The 22,088-nt window shown below is 38.9% G+C and carries 17 protein-coding genes and 1 tRNA gene; 10 read left to right on the forward strand and 8 right to left on the reverse strand.

Annotated features, from left to right (window positions below; all coding sequences use genetic code 11):
- Positions 1–125: 125 nt before the first annotated feature.
- The 6 genes from DXC10_RS10710 (at position 126) to DXC10_RS10735 (ending at position 7,799) form a co-directional block, all read left to right on the forward strand.
- Positions 126–1,658, forward strand: coding sequence for a carbon-nitrogen hydrolase family protein (locus tag DXC10_RS10710; protein ID WP_101542869.1), 1,533 nt, complete (start codon positions 126–128; stop codon positions 1,656–1,658).
- A 395-nt stretch (positions 1,659–2,053) separates the two neighbouring features.
- Positions 2,054–5,542, forward strand: coding sequence for an isoleucine--tRNA ligase (gene ileS, locus DXC10_RS10715; protein ID WP_117737866.1), 3,489 nt, complete (start codon positions 2,054–2,056; stop codon positions 5,540–5,542).
- Positions 5,543–5,561: 19 nt separating this feature from the next.
- Positions 5,562–5,942, forward strand: coding sequence for a TraR/DksA C4-type zinc finger protein (locus DXC10_RS10720; protein WP_004290962.1), 381 nt, complete (start codon positions 5,562–5,564; stop codon positions 5,940–5,942).
- Between the two features lie 2 nt (positions 5,943–5,944).
- The gene (locus DXC10_RS10725; RefSeq protein ID WP_101542867.1) at positions 5,945–6,619 is read left to right on the forward strand and encodes a lipoprotein signal peptidase; all 675 of its coding nucleotides are present in this window, start codon (positions 5,945–5,947) and stop codon (positions 6,617–6,619) included.
- Entirely contained in the window at positions 6,616–7,548 is a 933-nt protein-coding gene (locus DXC10_RS10730; RefSeq protein ID WP_101542866.1) for a DUF4296 domain-containing protein, read from the forward strand. Before DXC10_RS10725 ends, DXC10_RS10730 begins: the two co-directional genes overlap by 4 nt.
- Positions 7,548–7,799 (forward strand): hypothetical protein, encoded by a 252-nt coding sequence (locus DXC10_RS10735; RefSeq protein WP_101542865.1) that lies wholly within the window; start codon positions 7,548–7,550, stop codon positions 7,797–7,799. The genes DXC10_RS10730 and DXC10_RS10735 overlap by 1 nt, the downstream gene beginning before the upstream one ends.
- Here DXC10_RS10735 and DXC10_RS10740 read toward each other — a convergent pair.
- Positions 7,750–8,511 carry an RNA methyltransferase gene (locus tag DXC10_RS10740; protein WP_101542864.1) on the reverse strand — a complete coding sequence of 254 codons (762 nt, stop codon included), beginning with the start codon at positions 8,509–8,511 and terminating at the stop codon, positions 7,750–7,752. The two genes, DXC10_RS10735 and DXC10_RS10740, sit on opposite strands and share 50 nt — an antisense overlap.
- 143 nt (positions 8,512–8,654) lie before the next feature.
- Between DXC10_RS10740 and DXC10_RS10745 the strand changes: the two genes are divergently transcribed.
- Positions 8,655–10,967: a BamA/TamA family outer membrane protein gene (locus DXC10_RS10745; protein ID WP_101542863.1), complete on the forward strand. Its 2,313-nt coding sequence runs from the start codon at positions 8,655–8,657 to the stop codon at positions 10,965–10,967.
- A 90-nt stretch (positions 10,968–11,057) separates the two neighbouring features.
- Here the strand turns inward: DXC10_RS10745 and DXC10_RS10750 are convergent, their stop codons facing one another.
- From DXC10_RS10750 to DXC10_RS10760, 3 genes are all read right to left on the reverse strand, one after another.
- Positions 11,058–11,612, reverse strand: coding sequence for a DUF3332 domain-containing protein (locus DXC10_RS10750; RefSeq protein ID WP_101542862.1), 555 nt, complete (start codon positions 11,610–11,612; stop codon positions 11,058–11,060).
- A gap of 138 nt (positions 11,613–11,750) precedes the next feature.
- Positions 11,751–12,188 carry a DoxX family protein gene (locus DXC10_RS10755; RefSeq protein ID WP_117737906.1) on the reverse strand — a complete coding sequence of 146 codons (438 nt, stop codon included), beginning with the start codon at positions 12,186–12,188 and terminating at the stop codon, positions 11,751–11,753.
- A gap of 55 nt (positions 12,189–12,243) precedes the next feature.
- The gene (locus tag DXC10_RS10760) at positions 12,244–13,530 is read right to left on the reverse strand and encodes an NAD(P)/FAD-dependent oxidoreductase (protein ID WP_117737907.1); all 1,287 of its coding nucleotides are present in this window, start codon (positions 13,528–13,530) and stop codon (positions 12,244–12,246) included.
- A gap of 226 nt (positions 13,531–13,756) precedes the next feature.
- Here DXC10_RS10760 and DXC10_RS10765 point away from each other — a divergent pair, with 226 nt between their 5' ends.
- Together DXC10_RS10765 and DXC10_RS10770 are read left to right on the forward strand one after the other, a co-directional pair.
- Positions 13,757–14,950, forward strand: a complete 1,194-nt coding sequence (locus tag DXC10_RS10765; protein ID WP_101542858.1) for a BamA/TamA family outer membrane protein — start codon at positions 13,757–13,759, stop codon at positions 14,948–14,950.
- A complete protein-coding gene (locus DXC10_RS10770) occupies positions 14,937–16,649 on the forward strand; it encodes a lipid A phosphoethanolamine transferase (protein ID WP_117737867.1) in 1,713 nt (570 codons plus the stop codon). Before DXC10_RS10765 ends, DXC10_RS10770 begins: the two co-directional genes overlap by 14 nt.
- A 93-nt stretch (positions 16,650–16,742) precedes the next feature.
- On the opposite strand, the gene DXC10_RS10775 is transcribed toward DXC10_RS10770, so the two are convergent.
- The 3 genes from DXC10_RS10775 to DXC10_RS10785 all read right to left on the reverse strand — a co-directional run bounded on the left by DXC10_RS10775 (position 16,743) and on the right by DXC10_RS10785 (position 19,172).
- Positions 16,743–16,815: transfer RNA gene (locus DXC10_RS10775), tRNA-Lys, on the reverse strand.
- Positions 16,816–16,908: 93 nt separating this feature from the next.
- Positions 16,909–17,712, reverse strand: a complete 804-nt coding sequence (locus DXC10_RS10780) for an MBL fold metallo-hydrolase (RefSeq protein ID WP_101542856.1) — start codon at positions 17,710–17,712, stop codon at positions 16,909–16,911.
- 77 nt (positions 17,713–17,789) lie between these two features.
- Positions 17,790–19,172 carry a peptide MFS transporter gene (locus DXC10_RS10785; RefSeq protein ID WP_117737868.1) on the reverse strand — a complete coding sequence of 461 codons (1,383 nt, stop codon included), beginning with the start codon at positions 19,170–19,172 and terminating at the stop codon, positions 17,790–17,792.
- Positions 19,173–19,308: 136 nt separating this feature from the next.
- On the opposite strand from DXC10_RS10785, the gene DXC10_RS10790 reads away from it, so the two are divergent.
- A complete protein-coding gene (locus DXC10_RS10790; RefSeq protein ID WP_101542854.1) occupies positions 19,309–19,713 on the forward strand; it encodes a BT0820 family HAD-type phosphatase in 405 nt (134 codons plus the stop codon).
- 14 nt (positions 19,714–19,727) lie between these two features.
- On the opposite strand, the gene DXC10_RS10795 is transcribed toward DXC10_RS10790, so the two are convergent.
- On the reverse strand, positions 19,728–22,076 hold the full coding sequence (locus tag DXC10_RS10795) for a tyrosine-protein kinase family protein (RefSeq protein WP_117737869.1): 2,349 nt from the start codon (positions 22,074–22,076) through the stop codon (positions 19,728–19,730).
- Positions 22,077–22,088: the final 12 nt, after the last annotated feature.

Here is a 22,088-nt window from a genome sequence, read left to right on the forward strand (position 1 = left end):
GTGTATCTGGATATGTATCGGTTACACCTTTTTCTTTTGAAATAAGAAAATTCAAGTCTTGGAAGACAACATGTAGGTATAAACCGTAACTTTGCGATGTTTTTTAATCAGGAAGCAAGAAAGTAATGGATGAAATGAAAATTAATAAGGTGCAAATACGTAATCTGCAAATAGAAGATTACGACCAGTTGGCACAATCATTTACGCGCGTCTATTCAGACGGTAGCGATGTGTTTTGGACACACAAACAGATAGAAAAGTTAATTCGTATTTTTCCCGAAGGACAGATTGTAACGGTAGTAGATGAAAAGATTGTTGGTTGCGCACTCTCTATCATTGTGAATTATAATGATGTAAAAAACGATCATACTTATGCGCAGGTAACCGGTAAGGAAACTTTTAATACACATAACCCAAAAGGTAATATATTGTATGGTATTGAGGTTTTTATTCATCCCCAATATCGTGGCTTGCGTTTAGCACGCCGTATGTACGAATACCGTAAGGAACTTTGCGAGACACTAAATCTAAAAGCTATTATGTTTGGCGGACGTATCCCTAATTATTATAAGTACGCTGACCAAATGCGTCCTAAGGAATATATAGATAAGGTAAGACAGAAAGAGATATTCGATCCTGTGTTGACATTCCAGTTGAGTAATGACTTTCACGTACGCAAGGTAATGCGTAATTATCTTCCTAATGACGAAGAATCCAAGCATTATGCTTGCCTGTTGCAATGGGACAATATTTACTATCAAGCACCTACGCAAGAATATGTAAATCCTAAAACTACTGTACGTGTGGGATTGGTACAGTGGCAAATGCGTACCTATAAAACACTCGATGACTTATTTGAGCAGGTTGAATTTTTTGTGGATGCAGTGTCGGATTACAAAAGTGACTTCGTGCTTTTCCCCGAATATTTCAATGCTCCGTTGATGGCTAAGTTTAACAATGAAGGCGAATCTCAGGCCATCCGTGGACTGGCGGCTTATACCGAAGAAATTAGAGAACGTTTTGTGAAATTGGCTATCAGTTATAATATCAATATCATTACAGGTAGTATGCCGCTTATCAAAGAAGACGGACTTCTTTATAATGTAGGTTTCCTTTGTCGTCGTGATGGAAGTTATGAAATGTACGAGAAACTACATGTCACTCCTGATGAAATAAAAAGCTGGGGATTGAGTGGTGGCAAGTCTTTACAAACATTCGATACTGATTGTGCTAAAATCGGTGTACTGATCTGTTATGATGTAGAGTTTCCTGAACTCTCCCGTATTATGGCAGATCAAGGCATGCAAATATTGTTCGTACCTTTTCTTACTGATACTCAGAATGCTTACTCTCGTGTGAAGGTTTGTGCTCATGCTCGTGCTATCGAGAATGAATGTTTTGTGGTGATAGCTGGTAGCGTTGGTAATTTGCCGCGTGTACACAATATGGATATCCAGTATGCCCAGTCCGGAGTGTTTACTCCATGTGACTTTGCATTTCCTACAGATGGAAAGCGTGCTGAGGCAACCCCGAATACTGAAATGATTCTTGTTTCTGATGTTGATTTGGATTTGTTGAATGAACTCCATACTTATGGAAGTGTTCGTAATTTGAAAGACAGGAGAGGAGACCTGTATGAAGTGCGAATGAAAAGATAGAGAGTTTTCCTCACTACAGACTACACGGATTATTCAGAAGGATTATTAAGCGTACATACAGTAAATATCTGGTTGTTTTTTGGAGGGATCAGTGTCTTTGTTGTCTAACATTAAATCATTCCACCACGAGAAAAGTTTTATTCTTCCATGGAGAAAGTTTTGTTCCTTCATGATGGAACGATTTAACGTTAGGCGTCTTTTTCCTTGGTCATCGGAGAACGGGATGCTGAAAGTAGCGGTGGGAGGACTGAGTATTATAAAAATATTTATTCAAAAATCTCTTTTCTCTAACTTTTTTGTAAATTTGCACCCTTAAAATAAGAAGGATAGCCTTTTATGTGTGAAAAGTATAAAGATTATCTTCAATCGTAAATAGTTAAATCATAAATAAAAAGATGGGTAAGAAGTTTGCCGAATATTCAAAGCTTGACCTTTCGGAAGTAAACAAGGAAGTGTTGAAGAAATGGGACGAAAACCAGATTTTCGCCAAGAGTATGACAGAACGTGAAGGTTGTCCTTCTTTCGTATTTTTCGAAGGACCTCCCTCGGCTAATGGTATGCCGGGTATTCACCATGTAATGGCTCGTTCCATTAAAGATATTTTCTGCCGCTATAAAACCATGAAAGGTTTTCAAGTGAAGCGTAAAGCCGGATGGGATACGCACGGACTTCCTGTGGAACTGGGTGTGGAAAAGGCACTGGGTATCACAAAAGAGGATATTGGTAAGACTATTTCTGTTGCCGAATATAATGCCGCCTGTCGTAAGGACGTCATGAAATTTACCAAAGAATGGGAAGACCTGACGCACAAGATGGGATATTGGGTGGATATGAAGAACCCTTATATTACCTACGATAATCGGTATATCGAGACCTTGTGGTGGCTCCTGAAACAACTCTATAAAAAAGGACTTCTTTATAAAGGATATACCATACAGCCTTATTCTCCGGCTGCAGGTACGGGATTGAGCTCACACGAACTGAACCAACCCGGCTGTTATCGGGATGTAAAAGATACAACGGTAGTAGGACAATTCAAAATGAAGAATCCGAAGCCTGAAATGGCAGAGTGGGGTACTCCTTATTTTATTGCGTGGACTACTACTCCGTGGACATTGCCCTCAAATACGGCGCTTTGCGTAGGTCCGAAGATTGACTATGTAGCCGTGCAGACTTACAATGGATATACAGGTGAGAAAATGACCGTAGTATTGGCAAAGCCATTGCTCTATACCCACTTCAATAAAAAAGCGGAAGAACTTGCATTAGAGGATTATAAGCCCGGTGATAAATTGATACCGTTTAAGGTGGTAGCCGAATATAAAGGTACGGATTTGGTAGGCATGGAATACGAACAACTCATTCCGTGGGTGAAACCTATCAACGTTACCGAAGATGGCAATTGGAGTGTCAGCGATAAAGGTTTCCGTGTAATCCCCGGCGATTATGTGACGACTGAAGACGGTACGGGTATCGTGCATATTGCCCCAACTTTTGGTGCCGACGATGCTAACGTGGCTCGTGCTGCCGGAGTACCTTCTTTGTTTATGATTAACAAGAGAGGAGAGACCCGTCCCATGGTAGACCTTACCGGTAAATTCTATTTATTGGATGAGCTGGATGAGGCTTTTGTAAAGGCATGCGTCGATGTAGAAGCTTACCAAGCCTATCAAGGCAAGTGGGTGAAAAACGCTTATGATCCGCAATTTACGATAGACGGAAAGTACGATGAGCAGGCTGCACAAGCTGCCGAGTCATTGGATATTGAAATCTGCATGATGATGAAGACCGGTAATCTGGCATTCAAAATAGAGAAGCATGTGCACAATTATCCGCACTGCTGGCGTACAGACAAACCGGTATTATACTATCCGTTGGATAGTTGGTTTATCCGCAGTACTGCTTGCAAGGAGCGCATGATGGAATTGAACAAGACCATCAACTGGAAACCGGAAAGTACCGGTACGGGACGTTTCGGCAAGTGGTTGGAAAATTTGAATGACTGGAACCTGAGCCGCTCTCGTTACTGGGGTACTCCGTTGCCCATCTGGCGTACGGAAGATGGCAGTGAAGAAAAGTGCATCGAATCTGTAGAAGAACTTTATAATGAAATTGAGAAGGCTGTGGCTGCCGGACTGATGAAATCTAATCCTTACAAGGACAATGGCTTCCAACCGGGTGAATATACCGAAAAAAACTATGATAAGATAGACCTTCATCGTCCTTACGTGGATGATATCGTTCTCGTTTCTAAAGACGGACAGCCGATGAAGCGTGAATCGGACTTGATTGACGTATGGTTTGACTCCGGCTCCATGCCTTATGCGCAAATTCACTATCCGTTCGAGAATAAGGAATTGCTGGATAGCCATCAGGTGTATCCTGCCGATTTCATAGCCGAAGGTGTAGACCAGACGCGTGGATGGTTCTTCACGTTGCATGCTATCGCTACGATGGTTTTCGATAGTGTATCCTACAAGGCTGTAATCTCTAACGGTTTGGTGCTCGACAAGAATGGCAACAAGATGTCCAAGCGCCTGGGCAATGCGGTAGACCCATTCTCTACCATTGAGAAATATGGTTCCGACCCGTTGCGTTGGTATATGATAACCAATTCTTCACCGTGGGATAACTTGAAGTTCGACGTGGACGGCATAGAGGAAGTGCGCCGTAAGTTCTTTGGTACCCTGTATAATACATATTCATTCTTCTCGCTTTATGCCAATGTGGATGGATTTGAATACAAAGAAGCTGATGTGCCGATGTCGGAACGTCCGGAAATAGACCGTTGGATACTTTCCGTACTGAACACACTGGTGAAAGAAGTAGATACTTGCTACAATGAATATGAGCCGACAAAAGCCGGACGTCTTATTTCTGATTTTGTGAATGATAATCTTTCTAACTGGTACGTTCGTCTGAACCGTAAACGTTTCTGGGGCGGTGAGTTTACACAAGATAAATTGTCTGCTTATCAAACGCTTTATACCTGCCTGGAAACTGTTGCTAAATTGATGTCGCCCATCGCTCCGTTCTATGCGGACAAGCTGTATATGGACTTGATTGCAGCAACAGGTCGTGATAATGTAGTTTCGGTTCATCTTGCCACTTTCCCCGAATATAAGGAGGAAATGATTGACAAGGAACTGGAAGTCCGTATGCAGATGGCGCAAGACGTTACATCTATGGTGTTGGCATTGCGTCGTAAAGTAAACATCAAAGTTCGTCAACCCCTGCAATGTATCATGATACCGGTAGTGGACGAAGAACAGCGTGCTCACATCGAAGCTGTGAAAGCGCTTATCATGAACGAGGTGAACGTGAAGGAAATCAAGTTCGTAGATGGTGCTGCGGGTATATTAGTTAAGAAAGTAAAGTGCGATTTTAAGAAACTTGGCCCAAAATTCGGAAAGCAAATGAAAGCTGTGGCTACTGCTGTAGCGGAAATGTCACAGGAAGCTATTGCTGAATTGGAAAGAAAAGGTTCTTATACATTAAACCTGGATGGTATGGAAGCTGTTATAGAAACTTCCGATGTGGAAATATTCAGTGAGGATATTCCGGGATGGTTGGTTGCTAATGAGGGGAAATTGACTGTTGCTTTAGAAGTTACCGTTACTGAAGAGCTTCGTCGTGAAGGTATTGCACGTGAGATGGTAAACCGTATTCAGAATATCCGTAAGTCAAGCGGTTTCGAGATTACGGATAAAATAAAGATTACTTTATCGAAAAATCCGCAAACAGATGATGCGGTAAACGAATATAAAGATTATATTTGTAACCAAGTATTAGGGATCTCATTGACATTGGCAGATAACGTAGAAAATGGTGTGGAATTAGAATTCGACGATTTCAAGTTATATGTAAGTGTTGTAAAAGAATAACTACTAAAAACACATTGTTATGGCAGAAAAAACAAGATATTCGGATGCTGAATTGGAAGAATTCCGCGCCATTATTATGGAAAAGTTAGAGTTGGCTCAACGTGATTATGAATTATTGAAAGCTAGCCTGACAGGTGCAGACGGTAATGATACCGATGATACATCACCAACGTATAAAGTTTTGGAAGAAGGGGCCAATACCTTGTCTAAAGAAGAAACTACACGTTTGGCGCAACGTCAGCTTAAGTTTATTCAGGGGCTTCAGGCTGCATTGGTACGTATTGAGAATAAAACGTATGGTATTTGTCGTGAAACCGGTAAGTTGATTCCTGCTGAACGTTTGCGTGCAGTGCCTCATGCTACTCTAAGCATAGAAGCTAAAAACAACGGCAAGAAATAAGGATGAAGAAATTTTTTACGAAAGGGCGGATTGCTTTACTCGTTATATTTTCGGTGTTGATTGTCGACCAGGTAATTAAAGTGGTTGTCAAGACACAGATGTATTGGCATCAGAGTGAAAATGTTATCAAGTGGATTTATGAGAAATTCGGTATAGTGGATGCGGAACCTCCTACTTGGTTTTATATTTACTTCACCGAAAATAACGGTATGGCTTTTGGCATGGAGATATTCGGAAAATTATTCCTGACTTTATTCCGTATCGTTGCGGTAGCAATAATAGGCTGGTTTCTGTATAAGTTTATAAAGAAAGGTCTGAAAACAGGTTTTATAGTCTGTATTTCTCTTGTTCTGACAGGTGCATTGGGCAATATTATCGATAGTATATTCTATGGTGTGCTATTCAATGAAAGTACCTACTCGCAGTTGGCTACATTTATGCCTGAAGGTGGTGGATATGCTCCATTGTTTTACGGAAAAGTGGTGGATATGTTTTATTTTCCCATCATTGACACAACATGGCCCCAATGGATGCCGTTTGTTGGTGGAAACCATTTCATTTTCTTTAGCCCTATTTTCAATTTTGCTGATGCAGCCATAAGTTGTGGTATTATAGCTTTATTGTTGTTTTACAGTAAATATTTGAATGAGGCCTATCATGTTGTGAGTAAATCATGAAAGGAAAAAAACGATTTCAATGGTGTAGTATAATTCTTTTGGTGTTCTGTTTGACAGCTTGTCAGGTGAAAAGACCGAAGACTGTTTTGTCGGACGCCAAGATGGAAAACGTGCTTTATGACTTCCACATAGCTAAGGCACTAGGGGAGGATATTCCTTATGGTGAGAGTTATAAGCGAGTATTGTACATTGAGTCAGTTTATAAGAAACATGGCATTACTCAGGCTGATTTTGATACTTCGATGGTATGGTATGCTCGTCATCCGGATGTTCTTACCAAAGTTTATGAAAAGGTGAACCAACGGCTGAAAAGTCAGAGGGATGGCATTAATCATCTAATCGCTTTACGTGATAATAAACCCAAAGAATCACTACCCGGTGATAGCATTGACGTGTGGATATGGCAGCATGTTTATGAGTTGACAGGAATGCCTTTGGATAATAAGATTGCTTTTATTCTTCCTGTTGATACTAACTTTAAGGATAGAGATACTTTGAAGTGGACAGTTCGTTTCCGTTTTAATAACGGTAAACCGGATAGTGTGCTTGCTCCGTTGATGGCGATGCAGATCCTTTATGATAAAGATACAATTAATGATTTACTGAAAATAAAAGAACCGATAACAGAAACCCTTACTCTGACTGCCGATACATTTGGAAAGATAAAAGAGGTTCGTGGTTTTATTTATTATCCCATGCAGAAAACCGTTCAATCTTTATTAGTAGACCAAATTTCGTTGATGCGTTATCATGCGACAGATACGTTGTTCAATGTTAAAAAAGATAGTATAGCAGTAGAGAACGCTAAAAAAGATACACTTGCTGAAAAGTCGGTGAAGCCTTTGGAAATAAAAAGCGTGGAGGAAAAGAATATTCGACGGAATGAGTTGCGTCTGCGTCCGCAACTACGTAAAAATACGAGTAAGTAATGAAAAGATATGCTTCCCATTTTATAATTTTCCCAAAGCATGATTGTTTGAAACAACATGTGGTGGAAGTGGAAAATGGGTATGTAGTGAATGTTTTTCCATTGACAGAAGAAATGGAAGATATAGAATGGCTTCCCGGTGCTATTTATCTTGTACAAACAGAAGAAAAATTATCTGCTGTCTATATTTCTAATTTTGATATTACAATGATGCAGCCTGTCTTCGGAACTCGGCGCAAACAACTGCTGTAGCAATCGCAACATTTAATGACTCAGAAGTTTCTCGGTTTGAGGGATAATTAGGGATATACAGTTTCCGGTTGATGAGTCGCTTTATTTCTTTGCTAATACCGTTTCCTTCATTTCCCATCACAATTAAACCGTGTGCGGAAAGGGGTTGAGAGTATATGTTTTCTCCATCTAGAAATGTACCATATACGGGAGTGTCTTTTAATGAACTGATCAGTCCTGGTAGGGACGTATAATATAATTTTACCCGTGCAATACCTCCCATTGTAGCTTGAATGGTTTTAGGATTATAAACATCTACTGTATTAAGAGAACAGAAAATGTGTTCAATTCCAAACCAGTCTGCTAGACGGATAATCGTTCCGAGATTTCCGGGATCTTGCACATCGTCTAATGCCAAGCAGAGAGAATGGTTAATAACTGATACATCAAATATCTCGTCCGGTTGTTCAAATACTCCCAATACTTGTTGAGGAGTTTTTAAAAAGCTGACACGAGATAATTCTTCTTCTGAAACCTCATTCACTTCTTCTATTGGTAATTCCCTGTGAGCTGAAATCCATTCAGCTGTGGCTACCAAAAAACGGCAATTAAAATGTCCCAGTAAATCACCTACTAATTTAGGACCTTCTGCCAGAAATACCTTTTCTGCTTTACGATTTTTCTTCAATTCCAGTGAACGAATATATTTAATACGGTTCTTACTTAGTGCCATAAAAGTAAAATGTTATAGTTTGACAAAAGTACACGATTATTTCTATATAATCAAAAACTCTCCACTCTTCCGGTGTTTTTATTTCGAGAACAGAAAAAATAGGACTATATTTGTAGCAGTTTATGCGCAATCAATCACAGAATATGAAGAAAGGTTTCCGCTACGTACTATTTGTAACCGTCGTACTTTTATTAGCATCTTGTTCTGCCACGAAATACGTGCCGGAGGGTTCGTATTTGTTGGATGAAGTGCGTATACAGACAGATAATAAGGAAATTAAACCTTCCAGTCTTTCCATGTATGTCCGTCAAAATCCTAATTCCAAATGGTTCAGTTTGATGAAGACTCAGTTGTATGTTTACAACTGGTCGGGAAGTGACTCTACACGTTGGATAAACCGTACTTTGCGTAAGTTAGGAGATGCTCCAGTAATCTATAATGAGGAAGAAACTAATCGTTCCGGTGAGGAAATGAGGAAAGCCGTACAAAACATGGGATATATGGGGGCTACGGTAGAACCTGTGCGGCATATCAAAAAGAAAAAGTTAAAATTGATTTATAGAGTAACGAGTGGGAAACCTTATAAGATACGTTCTATAAGATATGATATCCAAGATGATAAAATCAAGGAATACATGTGTCATGATTCTGCAGCAACATATCTGTCGGAAGGAATGTTTTTTGATGTAAATTTGTTGGATGGAGAACGCCAACGTATTACCGATAATCTTCTGCGTAATGGTTATTATAAATTCAATAAGGAATATATTTCTTATACGGCAGATACAGTCAAAAATACTTATCTGGTAGATCTGACCATGCATTTATTGCCTTATAAACAACGTAATGATGATGTACCCCAAAATCATCGTCAATACTATATTGATAAGGTGAATTTTATAACAGACTATAATGTCTTAGAAGCTTCTGCTTTGAGTAGTATAGAAGTTAATGATTCTGTGCACTATAAAGGGTTTCCTATCTACTACAAAGATAAATTGTATCTACGTCCTAAAGTATTGACCAATAATCTTCGTATTGTACCTGGCAGTTTGTATAATGAGCAAGATGTACAACGTACATATTCTAATTTTGGGCGTTTGCAGGCTTTGAAATATACTAATATCCGTTTTTCTGAAACTCAAATAGGAGATACTTCTAAACTGAATGTGTATGTGATGTTGACAAAAAGCAAGCACAAATCTGTATCATTTGAGTTAGAAGGAACTAACTCTGCAGGTGATCTAGGAGCCGCTGCATCTGTTTCATTCCAAAATCGGAATATGTTCAAGAGTTCGGAAACCTTTATGGTGAAACTGCGTGGGGCTTACGAAGCCGTATCTGGTATACAAGGTGGATATAACCATGAAGACTATACTGAGTTGGGTGCAGAGGCTACCATTAACTTTCCACGTTTTTTATTTCCGTTTTTATCTAATGACTTTAGAAGGAAAATTCGTGCTACTACCGAGTTTGGTGTACAATACAATTATCAGATACGTCCGGAGTTTTCACGTATAGTAGCGTCGGCGAACTGGAGCTATAAGTGGGGATTGCAACGACAACGTGCACAACACCGTATTGATATTCTGGATATAAACTATTTGTACATGCCTTCCATTTCAAATGAGTTTCGTGAGAAATATTTAGAAAATGAACAGAACTATATTCTGAAATATAACTATGATGATCGTTTGATTGTACGTACAGGTTATGGCTTTACGTATAATAGTGCTGGACAAGCATTGATGAATAACACAGTTATCGGTAATTCTTATTCCATCCGTTTCAATTTTGAGTCTGCGGGTAATTTACTTTATGTATTTGCTAAAATGGCGAATATGAAGAAGAACGGTGAAGGAGAGTATTCTCTTTTAAGTATCCCATTCGCACAATACCTCAGAGGTGATTTTGATTTTGCAAAAAATGTAGTTATCGATAATCGTAATTCCATAGCGTTTCATGTAGGAGCGGGCATTGCTATTCCTTACGGTAACGCAACTATTGTTCCGTTTGAAAAGCGTTATTTCTCAGGTGGTGCCAACAGTGTACGTGGATGGTCTGTCCGTGATTTGGGACCGGGTGCTTTTCCTGGGGATAGAAATTTCATGAACCAATCGGGGGACATAAAATTGGATGTAAATGTAGAGTATCGTACGCGTCTGTTTTGGAAATTCAGAGGTGCCGTCTTTGTAGATGCGGGTAATATTTGGACATTGCGTGATTATAAAGATCAGCCGGGTGGTAAATTTAAGTTTAATAAATTTTATAAGCAGATAGCTGTAGCATATGGTTTGGGATTACGTCTGGATCTTGATTTTTTTGTTCTGCGCTTTGACGGTGGTATGAAAGCCATCAATCCAGTTTATGAGACAGGAAAGGATCGTTATCCCATTATTCATCCAAAATTCAGTCGAGATTTTGCTTTCCATTTTGCAGTGGGATATCCGTTCTAAAAAAGTGAGAAATTGATGAAAAATGAAGATTAAAAAATAAAGGCTACGCAATTCATTAGCATTGTGTAGCCTTCAATTTCTAATTTTTATTTATCTTGCGGCATAATAAGTATTAATCATTGTTGCTTGACGTGCAGCAGCTACACCTTGTGCATCCAAAGTAACAGTTAAATCTTCGCCATTGGGTAAAGTTATTTGTGCAGTACCATTATTGTTCATTTGCAGCAACTCAGTACTTATACCATCAGTAACGACATTCCAAGTATTCAAGTTCTTATCATAGATTAATTCCATAGAGACAGTTTCACCTTCTTTAGTAATGGAATAACCATTTTCGAGAGTTTCTACCAAGTAGTTACCGTTCTCGCCTTTCACTTTTTTCACATCACCTACACTTGCCATAGGATTACTTCCACTCCAGAATTCAATAGAGTTGATGACCAAAGCATCAGCCAAATAACATACACCATATACCGGAATGATGTTGAACGCAAGATACACAAGTTCGTTAACGAACTTATTACCAATACCCTGGTTCCAATTTACCAGTTTGCTATGCAATCCGAAAGAACCAATACAAGAACTGAAAAGAAAAGCTCCACAAACCATTACAGTTGCAGCCATTTTCAAATTGAACTTTTTCATAATCACTTTCTTTATTTTACTGTGTTTATTGAGATTAATATCTCATTAGTAGTTTTAAACATTTGCAAATATATATATATTTCTTAAAATGCCTCACAAAGAAAGTACAAAATGTACTATTTGTAAAATAAAAGTAGTTTATTTCTCTCTTTTTGCTAACACAGATTTAGCAATCCAATGATCTACGGCAAATTTACCTGGCCCTATTATGTACATAAGGACAAATGTTACTAAATATATGAAGGCAAGCTCTTTCACCACAAATGGATCATTACCATGAATGACAAAAAATGCTATACACATTGTAAATATCATGGGAAGCATTGCTAATCTATATAAGAATCCTATTATAAATGCCATAGAACAAGCCATTTCTCCAAAAATAGCTAATCCCAAAGACAGGGGACCGCCTATACCCAGTGGATCGGGAAATACAGTGGACAGTTCTTGATAGTTTGACCACTTCTCAATACCATGGTTCATCAGTAGTACACCAAATATAATTCTGACTATTAATAAGATTAATGATATATAAGTTTCATTCGGTCTGGTAGGAAATAAAAATCGATAAAACATATTCATTTGTTTTTAAGTTGATATAGTATTATAACAAATTTTTATGAGTAAATGTTTATTCCCGTTTCAGTGGTTTGATGATAATACGTAGGGATGGGTCGTATGTGAAATAACTCCACATCCAGTCTGTGAAGATAAATAGACGGTTTTTCACACCCACGATGCTCATCAGGTGAATAAATAACCATATTATCCATGCTATAAAACCGCCGAAACGTAGTTTCTTAAGCTCTACTACTGCATGATTACGTCCGATGGTTGCCATAGAACCTTTATTATGATACTCGAATGTCCGTAAAGGTAACCCGTCTACTATACGATGTAAATTATATATTAGATTTTTGGCTTGCTGAATAGCGGGTTGTACCACTTGCGGATACCCTTTAGGATATTCAGTAGAGGTCATAAGGGCTGTATCTCCAATAGCAAAAATGTTAGGATAATCATTTAACTGATTGAAACTATTGACTTTTAATCTGTTTCCTAGATCGTAAACTTCAGAAGGTAGTCCTTGGAGACTATTGGCTTTTACGCCAGCTACCCAAAAGACATTCTTAGTTTCTATAGAAGTGTTGTCACCTAACATCAATAGGTTGTTTTCGTAACTGTTGACGCGTACATCAAGCTTGATTTCAACATCCCGTTTTTTCAAATAATCAGTTACGTCTTCTGAGGATCTTTCTGAAAAAGCAGATAGAAGTCGGGAAGCACCATCTATCAGAATAATACGCATTTCGTTGATATTCAAATCGGGATAGTCTTGTGGTAACACAAATTTCTTCATTTCTGCCAAAGCACCTGCTAGTTCGATACCTGTGGCTCCGCCACCTACAATCGCAAATGTCATGAGTCGTTTACGTTCTTCTTTATCGCTAGTATTTTGAGCATGTTCAAAACTCTCTAATATTTGGTTACGATTAAACAAAGCTTCCGAAGTATTTTTTAAAGCCATAGTTCGTTTAGCCATATCATTGTTACCAAAATAATTGGTGTCACATCCAGTAGCAATTACCAGATAATCGTAGGCTAATGTACCGATAGATGTTTCCAATAGGGAATTTTGGGGGATAATGCGTTCTGCTACGCAAATCCGTAGATGAAAATGTTTTCGTCTTTTAAAGATTTTTCGAAAGGGAAAGGAAATAGCACTCGGTTCGATACCTGCTGTAGCTACTTGATAAAGTAAAGGCTGGAAGATATGGTGATTGTTCTTATCTAATAAAACTATTTGAAACTTATTACTTTTTAATTTTCTAGCAAGTTTTAGTCCCCCAAAACCGCCACCGACGATTACTAATCGTTTTCGTCCTTCTTTATCTGGGATATCCATTGCTGTTTTCATATTCAAGTCGTTCATTGTTCATATTAAAGAAACACTGAAAACGAAAGAATGTTCTATTGCAAGATTGTATAATATATAAATATGTAGTTTTGTAAATCAAATAAATTATTCATTTATAAAGGGAATTTTAAAACATTAAAACAGAAGAAACGAAAACAAAAAGAGACGTAACATTGTTGTAATCAAAATAATAAAAACTAACTTTGTCACTGAAGTTTTCTATCTAATGAGCACAAAATTAGCGAGATTGATATTTTCGATATTGTTGGTGATAACAGAATCATCTGTTAATGCACAAACTCTTTTAGCAGAAACGTATACTTCGGTAGATAGTTTGTCTGTTTCTGCTCAGGATTTACTTCCTGCAAAGAAAAAAATCTTCAAGAAAATCCTCGATTACTTTAATGATGCTAATAAAGGAGATAAGAACAAGAAGTTTGATTTCAGTATTATTGGGGGACCTCATTATTCTAGTGATACAAAGTTAGGACTTGGATTGGTGGCGGCCGGACTTTATCGGACTGAGCGGAGAGATACAATTTTGCCTCCTTCTAATGTATCATTGTATGGTGATATATCAACTGTCGGTTTTTATCTGTTGGGAGTTCGAGGTAATCATCTTTTTCCGAAAGATAAATACCGCTTGAATTATAATCTATATTTCTATTCGTTCCCAAGTCTATATTGGGGCATAGGGTATGCCAATGGTGTGGACAATACGAATGAAAGTAAATACGATCGTTTTCAGGCTCAGTTTAAGGTGGATTTTATGTTTAAAATGGTAAAGAATTTCTATATAGGTCCTATGGTAGAGTTCGATTATGTGAAAGGATATGATTTTGAGAAACCAGAACTCTGGGAAGGAATGAATTCACGAACAATTAGTTTTAGTTTGGGCTTTTCATTGCTATACGATTCGCGTGACTTTCTGACGAATGCTTATAAAGGTTATTATTTAAGAATAGATCAGCGTTTTAGTCCTAATTTCCTTGGAAATAAGTATGCATTCAGTAGCACGGAATTAACTACAAATTATTATCATTCTATTTGGAATGGTGGAATATTAGCAGGGCAGTTTCATACCTTATTAAATTATGGTGACCCTCCTTGGGGGTTAATGGCTACTTTGGGAAGTTCGTACTCCATGCGTGGCTATTATGAGGGACGTTATCGTGATAAGTGTGCTATGGATGCCCAAGTGGAACTTCGTCAACATGTATGGAAACGAAACGGAGTGGTGGTATGGGTGGGAGCAGGAACCATATTTCCGGAAATATTGGAATTCAAGTTAAAACATATTCTCCCGAACTATGGCTTCGGTTATCGTTGGGAATTTAAGAAAAGAGTAAATGTACGTTTAGATTTAGGATTTGGAAAACGTCAGACTGGTTTTATATTTAATATCAATGAAGCTTTTTAAGGAAATAAAGAAATGGTTTGATAACCAAGAACACTTGTTTTATTTGTTCTTGGGAATTTTGATAGTACCTAATATAGTACTTTGTTTTACAGAACAGATATCATTGGTTGCAAAGATATGTAATGTGCTGTTACCATTATCAGTTTATTATTTCGTAATGACTTGGTCAAGGAATTGCAGCAGAACATTTTGGGTATTATTCCCGTTTATCTTTTTGGGAGCTTTCCAGATTGTATTGTTATATCTTTTCGGGCAATCTATTATTGCAGTCGATATGTTTCTGAACTTGGTGACGACAAACTCAAGTGAAGCTTTGGAATTGTTGGATAATTTGATTCCGGCTATCATAATTGTCGCTATTCTTTATATTCCCGCTTTAATTTTGGCGATGGTATCTATTGTGAAGAAAAAGAAATTATCTGAGAATTTTTTATGTAGAGAACGGAAACATGCCTGGGTGGGATTAGGAATAGGATTATTGTCGTTATGTGCCACTTACCTAATGGATAACCGTTATGAATTAAAATCAGAATTATATCCTGCCAATGTATGTTATAACATTGAGTTGGCTTTTCAGAGGACTGTTTTAACACAGAACTATCAGGACTCATCGAAAGATTTCACTTTTCATGCAAGCTCTATTCATCCGATGAGAAAAAAAGAAGTTTATGTAATGGTAGTAGGAGAGACTTCTCGTGCAAATAACTGGGGGATATATGGTTATAACCGTGATACTAATCCGAAACTCTCTAAAGTTTTTGGACTGACTGCGTTTAATCATGTACTGACGGAGTCCAATACAACGCATAAAAGTGTTCCGATGTTACTTTCTGCTGTAAGTGCTTGTACTTTTGACTCCATCTATCATCAAAAAAGTATAATAACTGCATTCAAAGAGGCGGGGTTTCAGACTGCTTTTTTATCTAATCAGCGTTATAATCATTCTTTTATCGATTTTTTTGGTAAAGAGGCTGATACTTATGACTTTATTAAAGAAGATATTCCTAATTCCAGCTACAATCCATCCGATGATGAATTGTTGAAACTTGTATCTGTAGAATTGGCGAAAGGTACAGGTACTTCTAAGCAATTTATTGTATTGCATACTTATGGTTCCCATTTTAATTATCGTGAACGTTATCCGTCGGATAGTGCTTTCTTTTTACCTGATTTTCCTGTAGATGCAGAAGTGAAATTTAAAGATAATCTGATAAATGCATACGATAATTCCATTCGTTATACAGATAATTTTCTAGCCCGTCTCATATATCTATTACAGGAACAGGATATAGACGCTGCTATGCTTTACACTTCTGATCATGGAGAGGATATATTTGATGACAATCGTCATCTTTTTCTGCATGCGTCGCCTGTGCCATCCTATTATCAGATACACGTTCCTTTTTTGATATGGATGTCCGACAGCTATCGGAAGTCTTATCCGGAACTCCAGCAGGCCATCCAGTTAAATGTACAGAAGAACATTTCTTCAAGTATCTCTTTTTTTCAGACTATGTTGGAATTGGGTGGGATAGAAACTCCTTATCGTAATGACTCTCTTTCCGTTACTAATATTTTATTTACAGAAAGACCGAGAGTTTATTTGAATGATCATAATGAGGCTCGATCATTGAATGATATTGGGATGCGGGAGGAAGACTTTGAAATGTTACAGATGAAAGGAGTAGATATAGAATAAGATATAGCCCATTTCTACCATTTTGTAGTCTCATTGATATGATAAAATATAGAGAAATAAAAAAATAGGGAGCAAAAAACATTGTCCCTTTTGTACACCCTCAGGGACTCGAACCCTGGACCCACTGATTAAGAGTCAGTTGCTCTACCAACTGAGCTAAGAGTGCATTCCTATTTTTTTTATTTGCGGGTGCAAAAGTACCCCTTTAATTTTATCCAACCAAACAAAACAACGTATTTTTTCGATGAAATCGACGTTTTTAGTCAAATATATATAATTCAGATGGTGTGGTACGTTTCAAAGCACATAAATGAACATCCTTCCCTACGATTATGCCTTTTTCTCTTAATTTCCATTCTACGGTTTTGTAAGCCAATTCTGGATGATTGTTGTCCTTACTTAGATGGCAAAGCCAAATATATTGTAAATGTTCCGTGATATTTTCAGCAAGAAATTCAGCAGTAGCAATATTGCTCATGTGTCCGGTACGACTGGTAATACGTTCTTTCAGGTACTGCGGGTAAGTGCCCATACGTAACATTTCTTCGTCATAATTAGCTTCTAATATCAGATAATTTGCTTTGAGGATATATTCAGCTGCGGTGGGGGTAATTTCTCCAAGGTCAGTGAGGAAAGAAAATACTTTTCCATCTATTTCAATACAGTAACCTACATTATCTGTACCATCATGGGGAACTTCAAAAGATTCTATACAAAAATCCTCCAACTGCATAGGCTGCTGTTTTTCCAGATAACGAACAGATGAATATAACTTCTCCGTCATACAATAACTTCTATTGATACCTTCATGAATACGTGCTGTTGTGTAAATAGGTATATTCAATTTTTCACCTAATCCACCTACTGCTTTAATATGATCGGCGTGATCGTGAGTGACAAATACTGCGCGTATAGTTTCTATTCCAATACCTACCTCTTTCAATCCTTTTTTAATAGTACGTACTGCAATGCCTGCATCTATAAGTATTCCGTATTTTTCAGTGCCTATATAATAACAGTTGCCACTACTGCCACTTGCAAGGCTTATAAATCTTATTTTCATTCTAATCTCCTAAATTAAAAGCCGTCACTTTTAGAAAAAGTGACGGCAAATATACGTAAAATATACAATATAAGTAACTATGCTTTCTTCTTTTTGTCGATGAATTCGGTGGTTTTAGCGAAAATCAGCAGAGCTATTGCCGCTATTAATCCAATACCCGCAAAGTAATACCAGATGTAATGTGCATTGGCACTGGCAGTTTCCCAGGCTTCCCGGGTTGGGAACAAGGCGGGATCGGGGCAGTATTTGGTTAATAAAACCCCGGCTATACCAAATCCGAAGATTGAGGATAAGAATGAATGTAGATGACTGAACCCTAAATACATACCTTCTTCTCCTTTGGGAGCTTGGAAAGAGAAGTATTCCAGATAACGGGGCGAAATGAAACACTCTGCTAGAGCTTGTACAACAATTCCGAGAATCATCATTAAAGTGATATTACTCATTCCGGTAATTACATCATTACCCAGCAGGTTGCCGCATGCCATCAGCAAGGCTGACACCGGAATGAGGAACATACCTACGTTCATAGAAGTAATGGCGGTGCGCTTTGCCATCCACCGAGTGATGAAACTGACACAGCAAACAACCACAAATGGATTGACATTGGCTATCCATCCCGGTTTTGCCGTTTCGCCCGCCATACGGATTACGTACTTGGGCATAGTGGCATACAACTGTTGCTGAACCATCCAGAAACCTGTTACAATCAGGATCAGAATTAATAAACGCCAGTTGGTGATAATACGCAGAAAACCTTTACCGATTTCACGCATGCTCTTTCCTTCGCCTGCCGTATGTGCCGACTTATATAAAAGGATAACGGAGAGCAGCGCCAATATGGTCATCGTGCCCGAGAAGTAATTGATATAGATATAGGCTTGATCTCCGATGGCATTGCGTAATGGGTCTACGACGGTTTTACCGGTGAATGCACCGAAGTTCACCATCATATAAAAGATGGAATAGCCACGGGCACGGGTAGCCTCGGTTGTTTCTTTGGCTACGGAGGCCGAAATGATGGACTTTATAAATGAACCGCCTATCATAATTATAAATAATACGGGGACAATCATCCAGCGGTCGTTACTGTCCGGTAGTCCGGAAAAACGGGTTGTTTCACCATATTCTACCAGTCCCGCCGCTTCCAGCAGAGTGGGCAACAGTCCTAAGCCCAGATATCCGATTGAAAGTAAGGAAAAGGCAATAATCATAGATTTCCTGAAACCTATCTTGTCGGCATACGCTCCTGTAAATATGGGTAACAGATAAAGTCCGCCCGAGAACAGACCGGAAATCATACTCGCTTCAAAATCATTGAAACCTAAAATACTCGAAAGATAGATGGTAAGAATAATAAAGACGGCATAATATGCCATGCGTTCAAACAGTTCTACTGTGTTGCTTACCCAAAAGGCTTTACTAAAACCTTTGGACGTAGTTTGGGGTGATTGGGTCATCCTTTACGTTGTTTTTTATATGGTTTGATTGAAAAATGATTGCAAAAATACATTTTTAGGGTATTATATGCAACCCCTTTATATGTAATCGCCGGAAAAATTGTATCTTTGTTTAATAATCTTTCATAACAAAAATATGACAATAGCGGTAGATTTTGACGGAACCATCGTAGAGCACGATTATCCGCGCATTGGTAAGGAAATACCTTTTGCAATAGATACTCTAAAAATGTTGCGACAAGAGCAGCACCGGCTCATCTTATGGAGTGTGCGCGAGGGTAAACTTCTGGAGGAAGCCGTGGCATGGTGCAAGGAAAGGGGGCTGGAGTTTTACGCGGTCAATCGTGATTATCCCGAAGAGAAGCTGCAAGACAAGGGCTTTTCGCGCAAGTTGAAAGCGGATATTTTCATTGACGACCGTAATTTGGGCGGTCTTCCCGATTGGGGGATAATCTACCGTATGATAAAGGAACATAAGACATTCCGCGATGTTTATTCCGGAGAAAATATGGTTACAAAAAAGAAAAAGTGGTGGTTTTGAAGAAATATCCCTGACTATTTTTTGTGGTTTTTATCAGTATTTCCATAACCGTATCCGTAGCCATATCCATGTTTTCCACCATATCCGTATTTCTTTTTTGTCAGTTCACCTCCGTTTACTACCAGTGAAATCCGGCTTAACTGTTCCTGACGTTGCATTTTTATGATTTCCGGCAAAGCATTCTTATACGTATAATTCATGCGGCATACATACAGGGTGATATCCGTCACTTTACCCAGGCAAAAGGTATCGCTCACTAACCCTACGGGAGCGGAGTCCACAATTATATAATCGTAGTGCTGGCGAAAATAGGTAAAGGCTTCCTTTAACTTCGGTCTTTCCAGCAGTTCTGCCGGATTGGGAGGAATGATTCCCGCAGGCGCCACAAACAACAGTGGGTGCATACCCGATGGGAAAATGATATCTTCCGGGTTTACATCATTACCCGAAAGATAGCCGGTCATTCCCAACCGGCTCTTAATTCCGAAATATTCTGCCAGTCTGGGGCGGCGGATATCCAGTCCGACAATGAGTACCCGACACCCCAGAAAAGCAAAAGTGAGTGCCAGATTGATGCTGATAAAGCTTTTACCCTCTCCACTGACAGTGGAAGTCATCAAGATACACTTCTTACCGTCTTCTTCTGTAAGAAAACGCAAGTTGCTGCGCAAACGCCGGAATGTCTCTTCCAGGATGCCGTTTTGCCCGTCTTTCACACAGTTGTCTTTACCTTCCATATAAGGTATCACCCCCATTACGGGAAGCTGTGTACTCTCCACCTCAGCCATTGAAGAAATCCGGGTACGGAATATCCCGCCAAACAAGATAATTCCGGCAGTTACCACCCAAGTCAGAAATATACTGCCGGCATATATTATCATGTTGCGCGGAGCAACCGGCGTATCTCCTGAAAGAGGTTCGTCAATCACTCTTGCCTTGCTCATGGTGGCAGCCAGGGAAATAGCCGCCTGTTCCCGTTTCTCCAGTAACATCAAGTAAAGGTTGGCTTTTATTTGCTGCTGGCGGTCTATGTTCTTAAATTCCCTTTCCTGCTTCGGCATGTTGCCGATGCGGGTATTGAAATAGTTCGTCTTGCGCAAAATGTCATTTCGGGCAATATTGAGTCCATCCTTAACTCCGGCAACGGAACTTATGACATTTTTTCTTAGCGCGCTGATTTTGATATCCTGGTTTACTACCGTAGGGTTATCCGCTTTCATCGTATTCAATAATCGTTCACGTTCCAGTAATTCTTTATTGTAATCGTTGATTAGGCGCATAAGCTCCATATCAGAAATGCCGGTATTTACGGGTAACAACGAAAACAAATGTTTTTCATCCTGTAAGTAGTTGTATATATAGACAGTCATGTTTAGCTGTGTTTCCACATCCAGCAGTTTCTTTTCATATTCATTGTTTGTATTCAAGTCCAGCGTTATATTGGTTTTAAGGTCGCTCAGTCGTTCCCGTTCTTTATATTGTTCCAGATGCTTTTCTACAAATCCCAGTTCGTAGCTGATGCTATCCAGCCGTTCTTCCAGAAAAAGGAGGGTATTTCCGGTCACTTTGTTTTTGTCGTTCACGGCATCCCGGTTGTAGACCTCTATCAGTTTGACAAGAAAAGCTTCCGCACGCTTTTTGTCCGTATCTGTAAATGTCAGGCTGATGATAGAGGTGTTCTTTGAAGTGGTATTAACGGTGAGATGCTTTGAATAGTAATTCATGGCATCGACAGGACGGCTGATAATGATTTTCATGGTTTCGGAGAAACTCTTTCCCGGTTGTAGCCTCAGAGTACAATGCCCTGCAGGCGTAGAAATAAAAGCCGGAAAGCCGGTGAAATCTTCTGTCACACAAATATCATTTACAGCGCTGCTCACAGTATAACGGTTGCCGTTTTTCTCTATTTGCAGCAATAAAGTTCCGGGCAGGGTATCCATAGAAGCCTTATCCAATTCTGCATGGAGAGGAGGAGCGATGGTTTCATCATAGAACAGTCCGTTTTTTACCTTATACTTGGTGTGTAAATTCAGTTCGTCAATCACTTGTAACAAGATGGAGCGCGAACGTAATATCTCCATTTCATCCTCTATCTCGGTGTGTGAGGCAGCCAATGGGTTTGAAACGATATTTTGAAACAACTCATCGATCACCTTATTACCACCTTCCGAATCTTTGATGATTACAGAAGCGGATGCCTGATATACGGGTATGGTGACATGTACATAGACATAAGCTCCGGCAAGGGCTATCACGGTAGCCAACAAGAACCAGTTCCAATGTGCCAATAATTTATAGAATAGTTCAATCAGGTCTATTTCCTGTTCTTGTATCTGATTATTATCTGTGCGTTGAGTATCCATGTTGCAAAGTAT

It is taken from the genome of Bacteroides sp. OM08-11, from assembly GCF_003438665.1.
GTDB lineage: Bacteria > Bacteroidota > Bacteroidia > Bacteroidales > Bacteroidaceae > Bacteroides > Bacteroides cutis.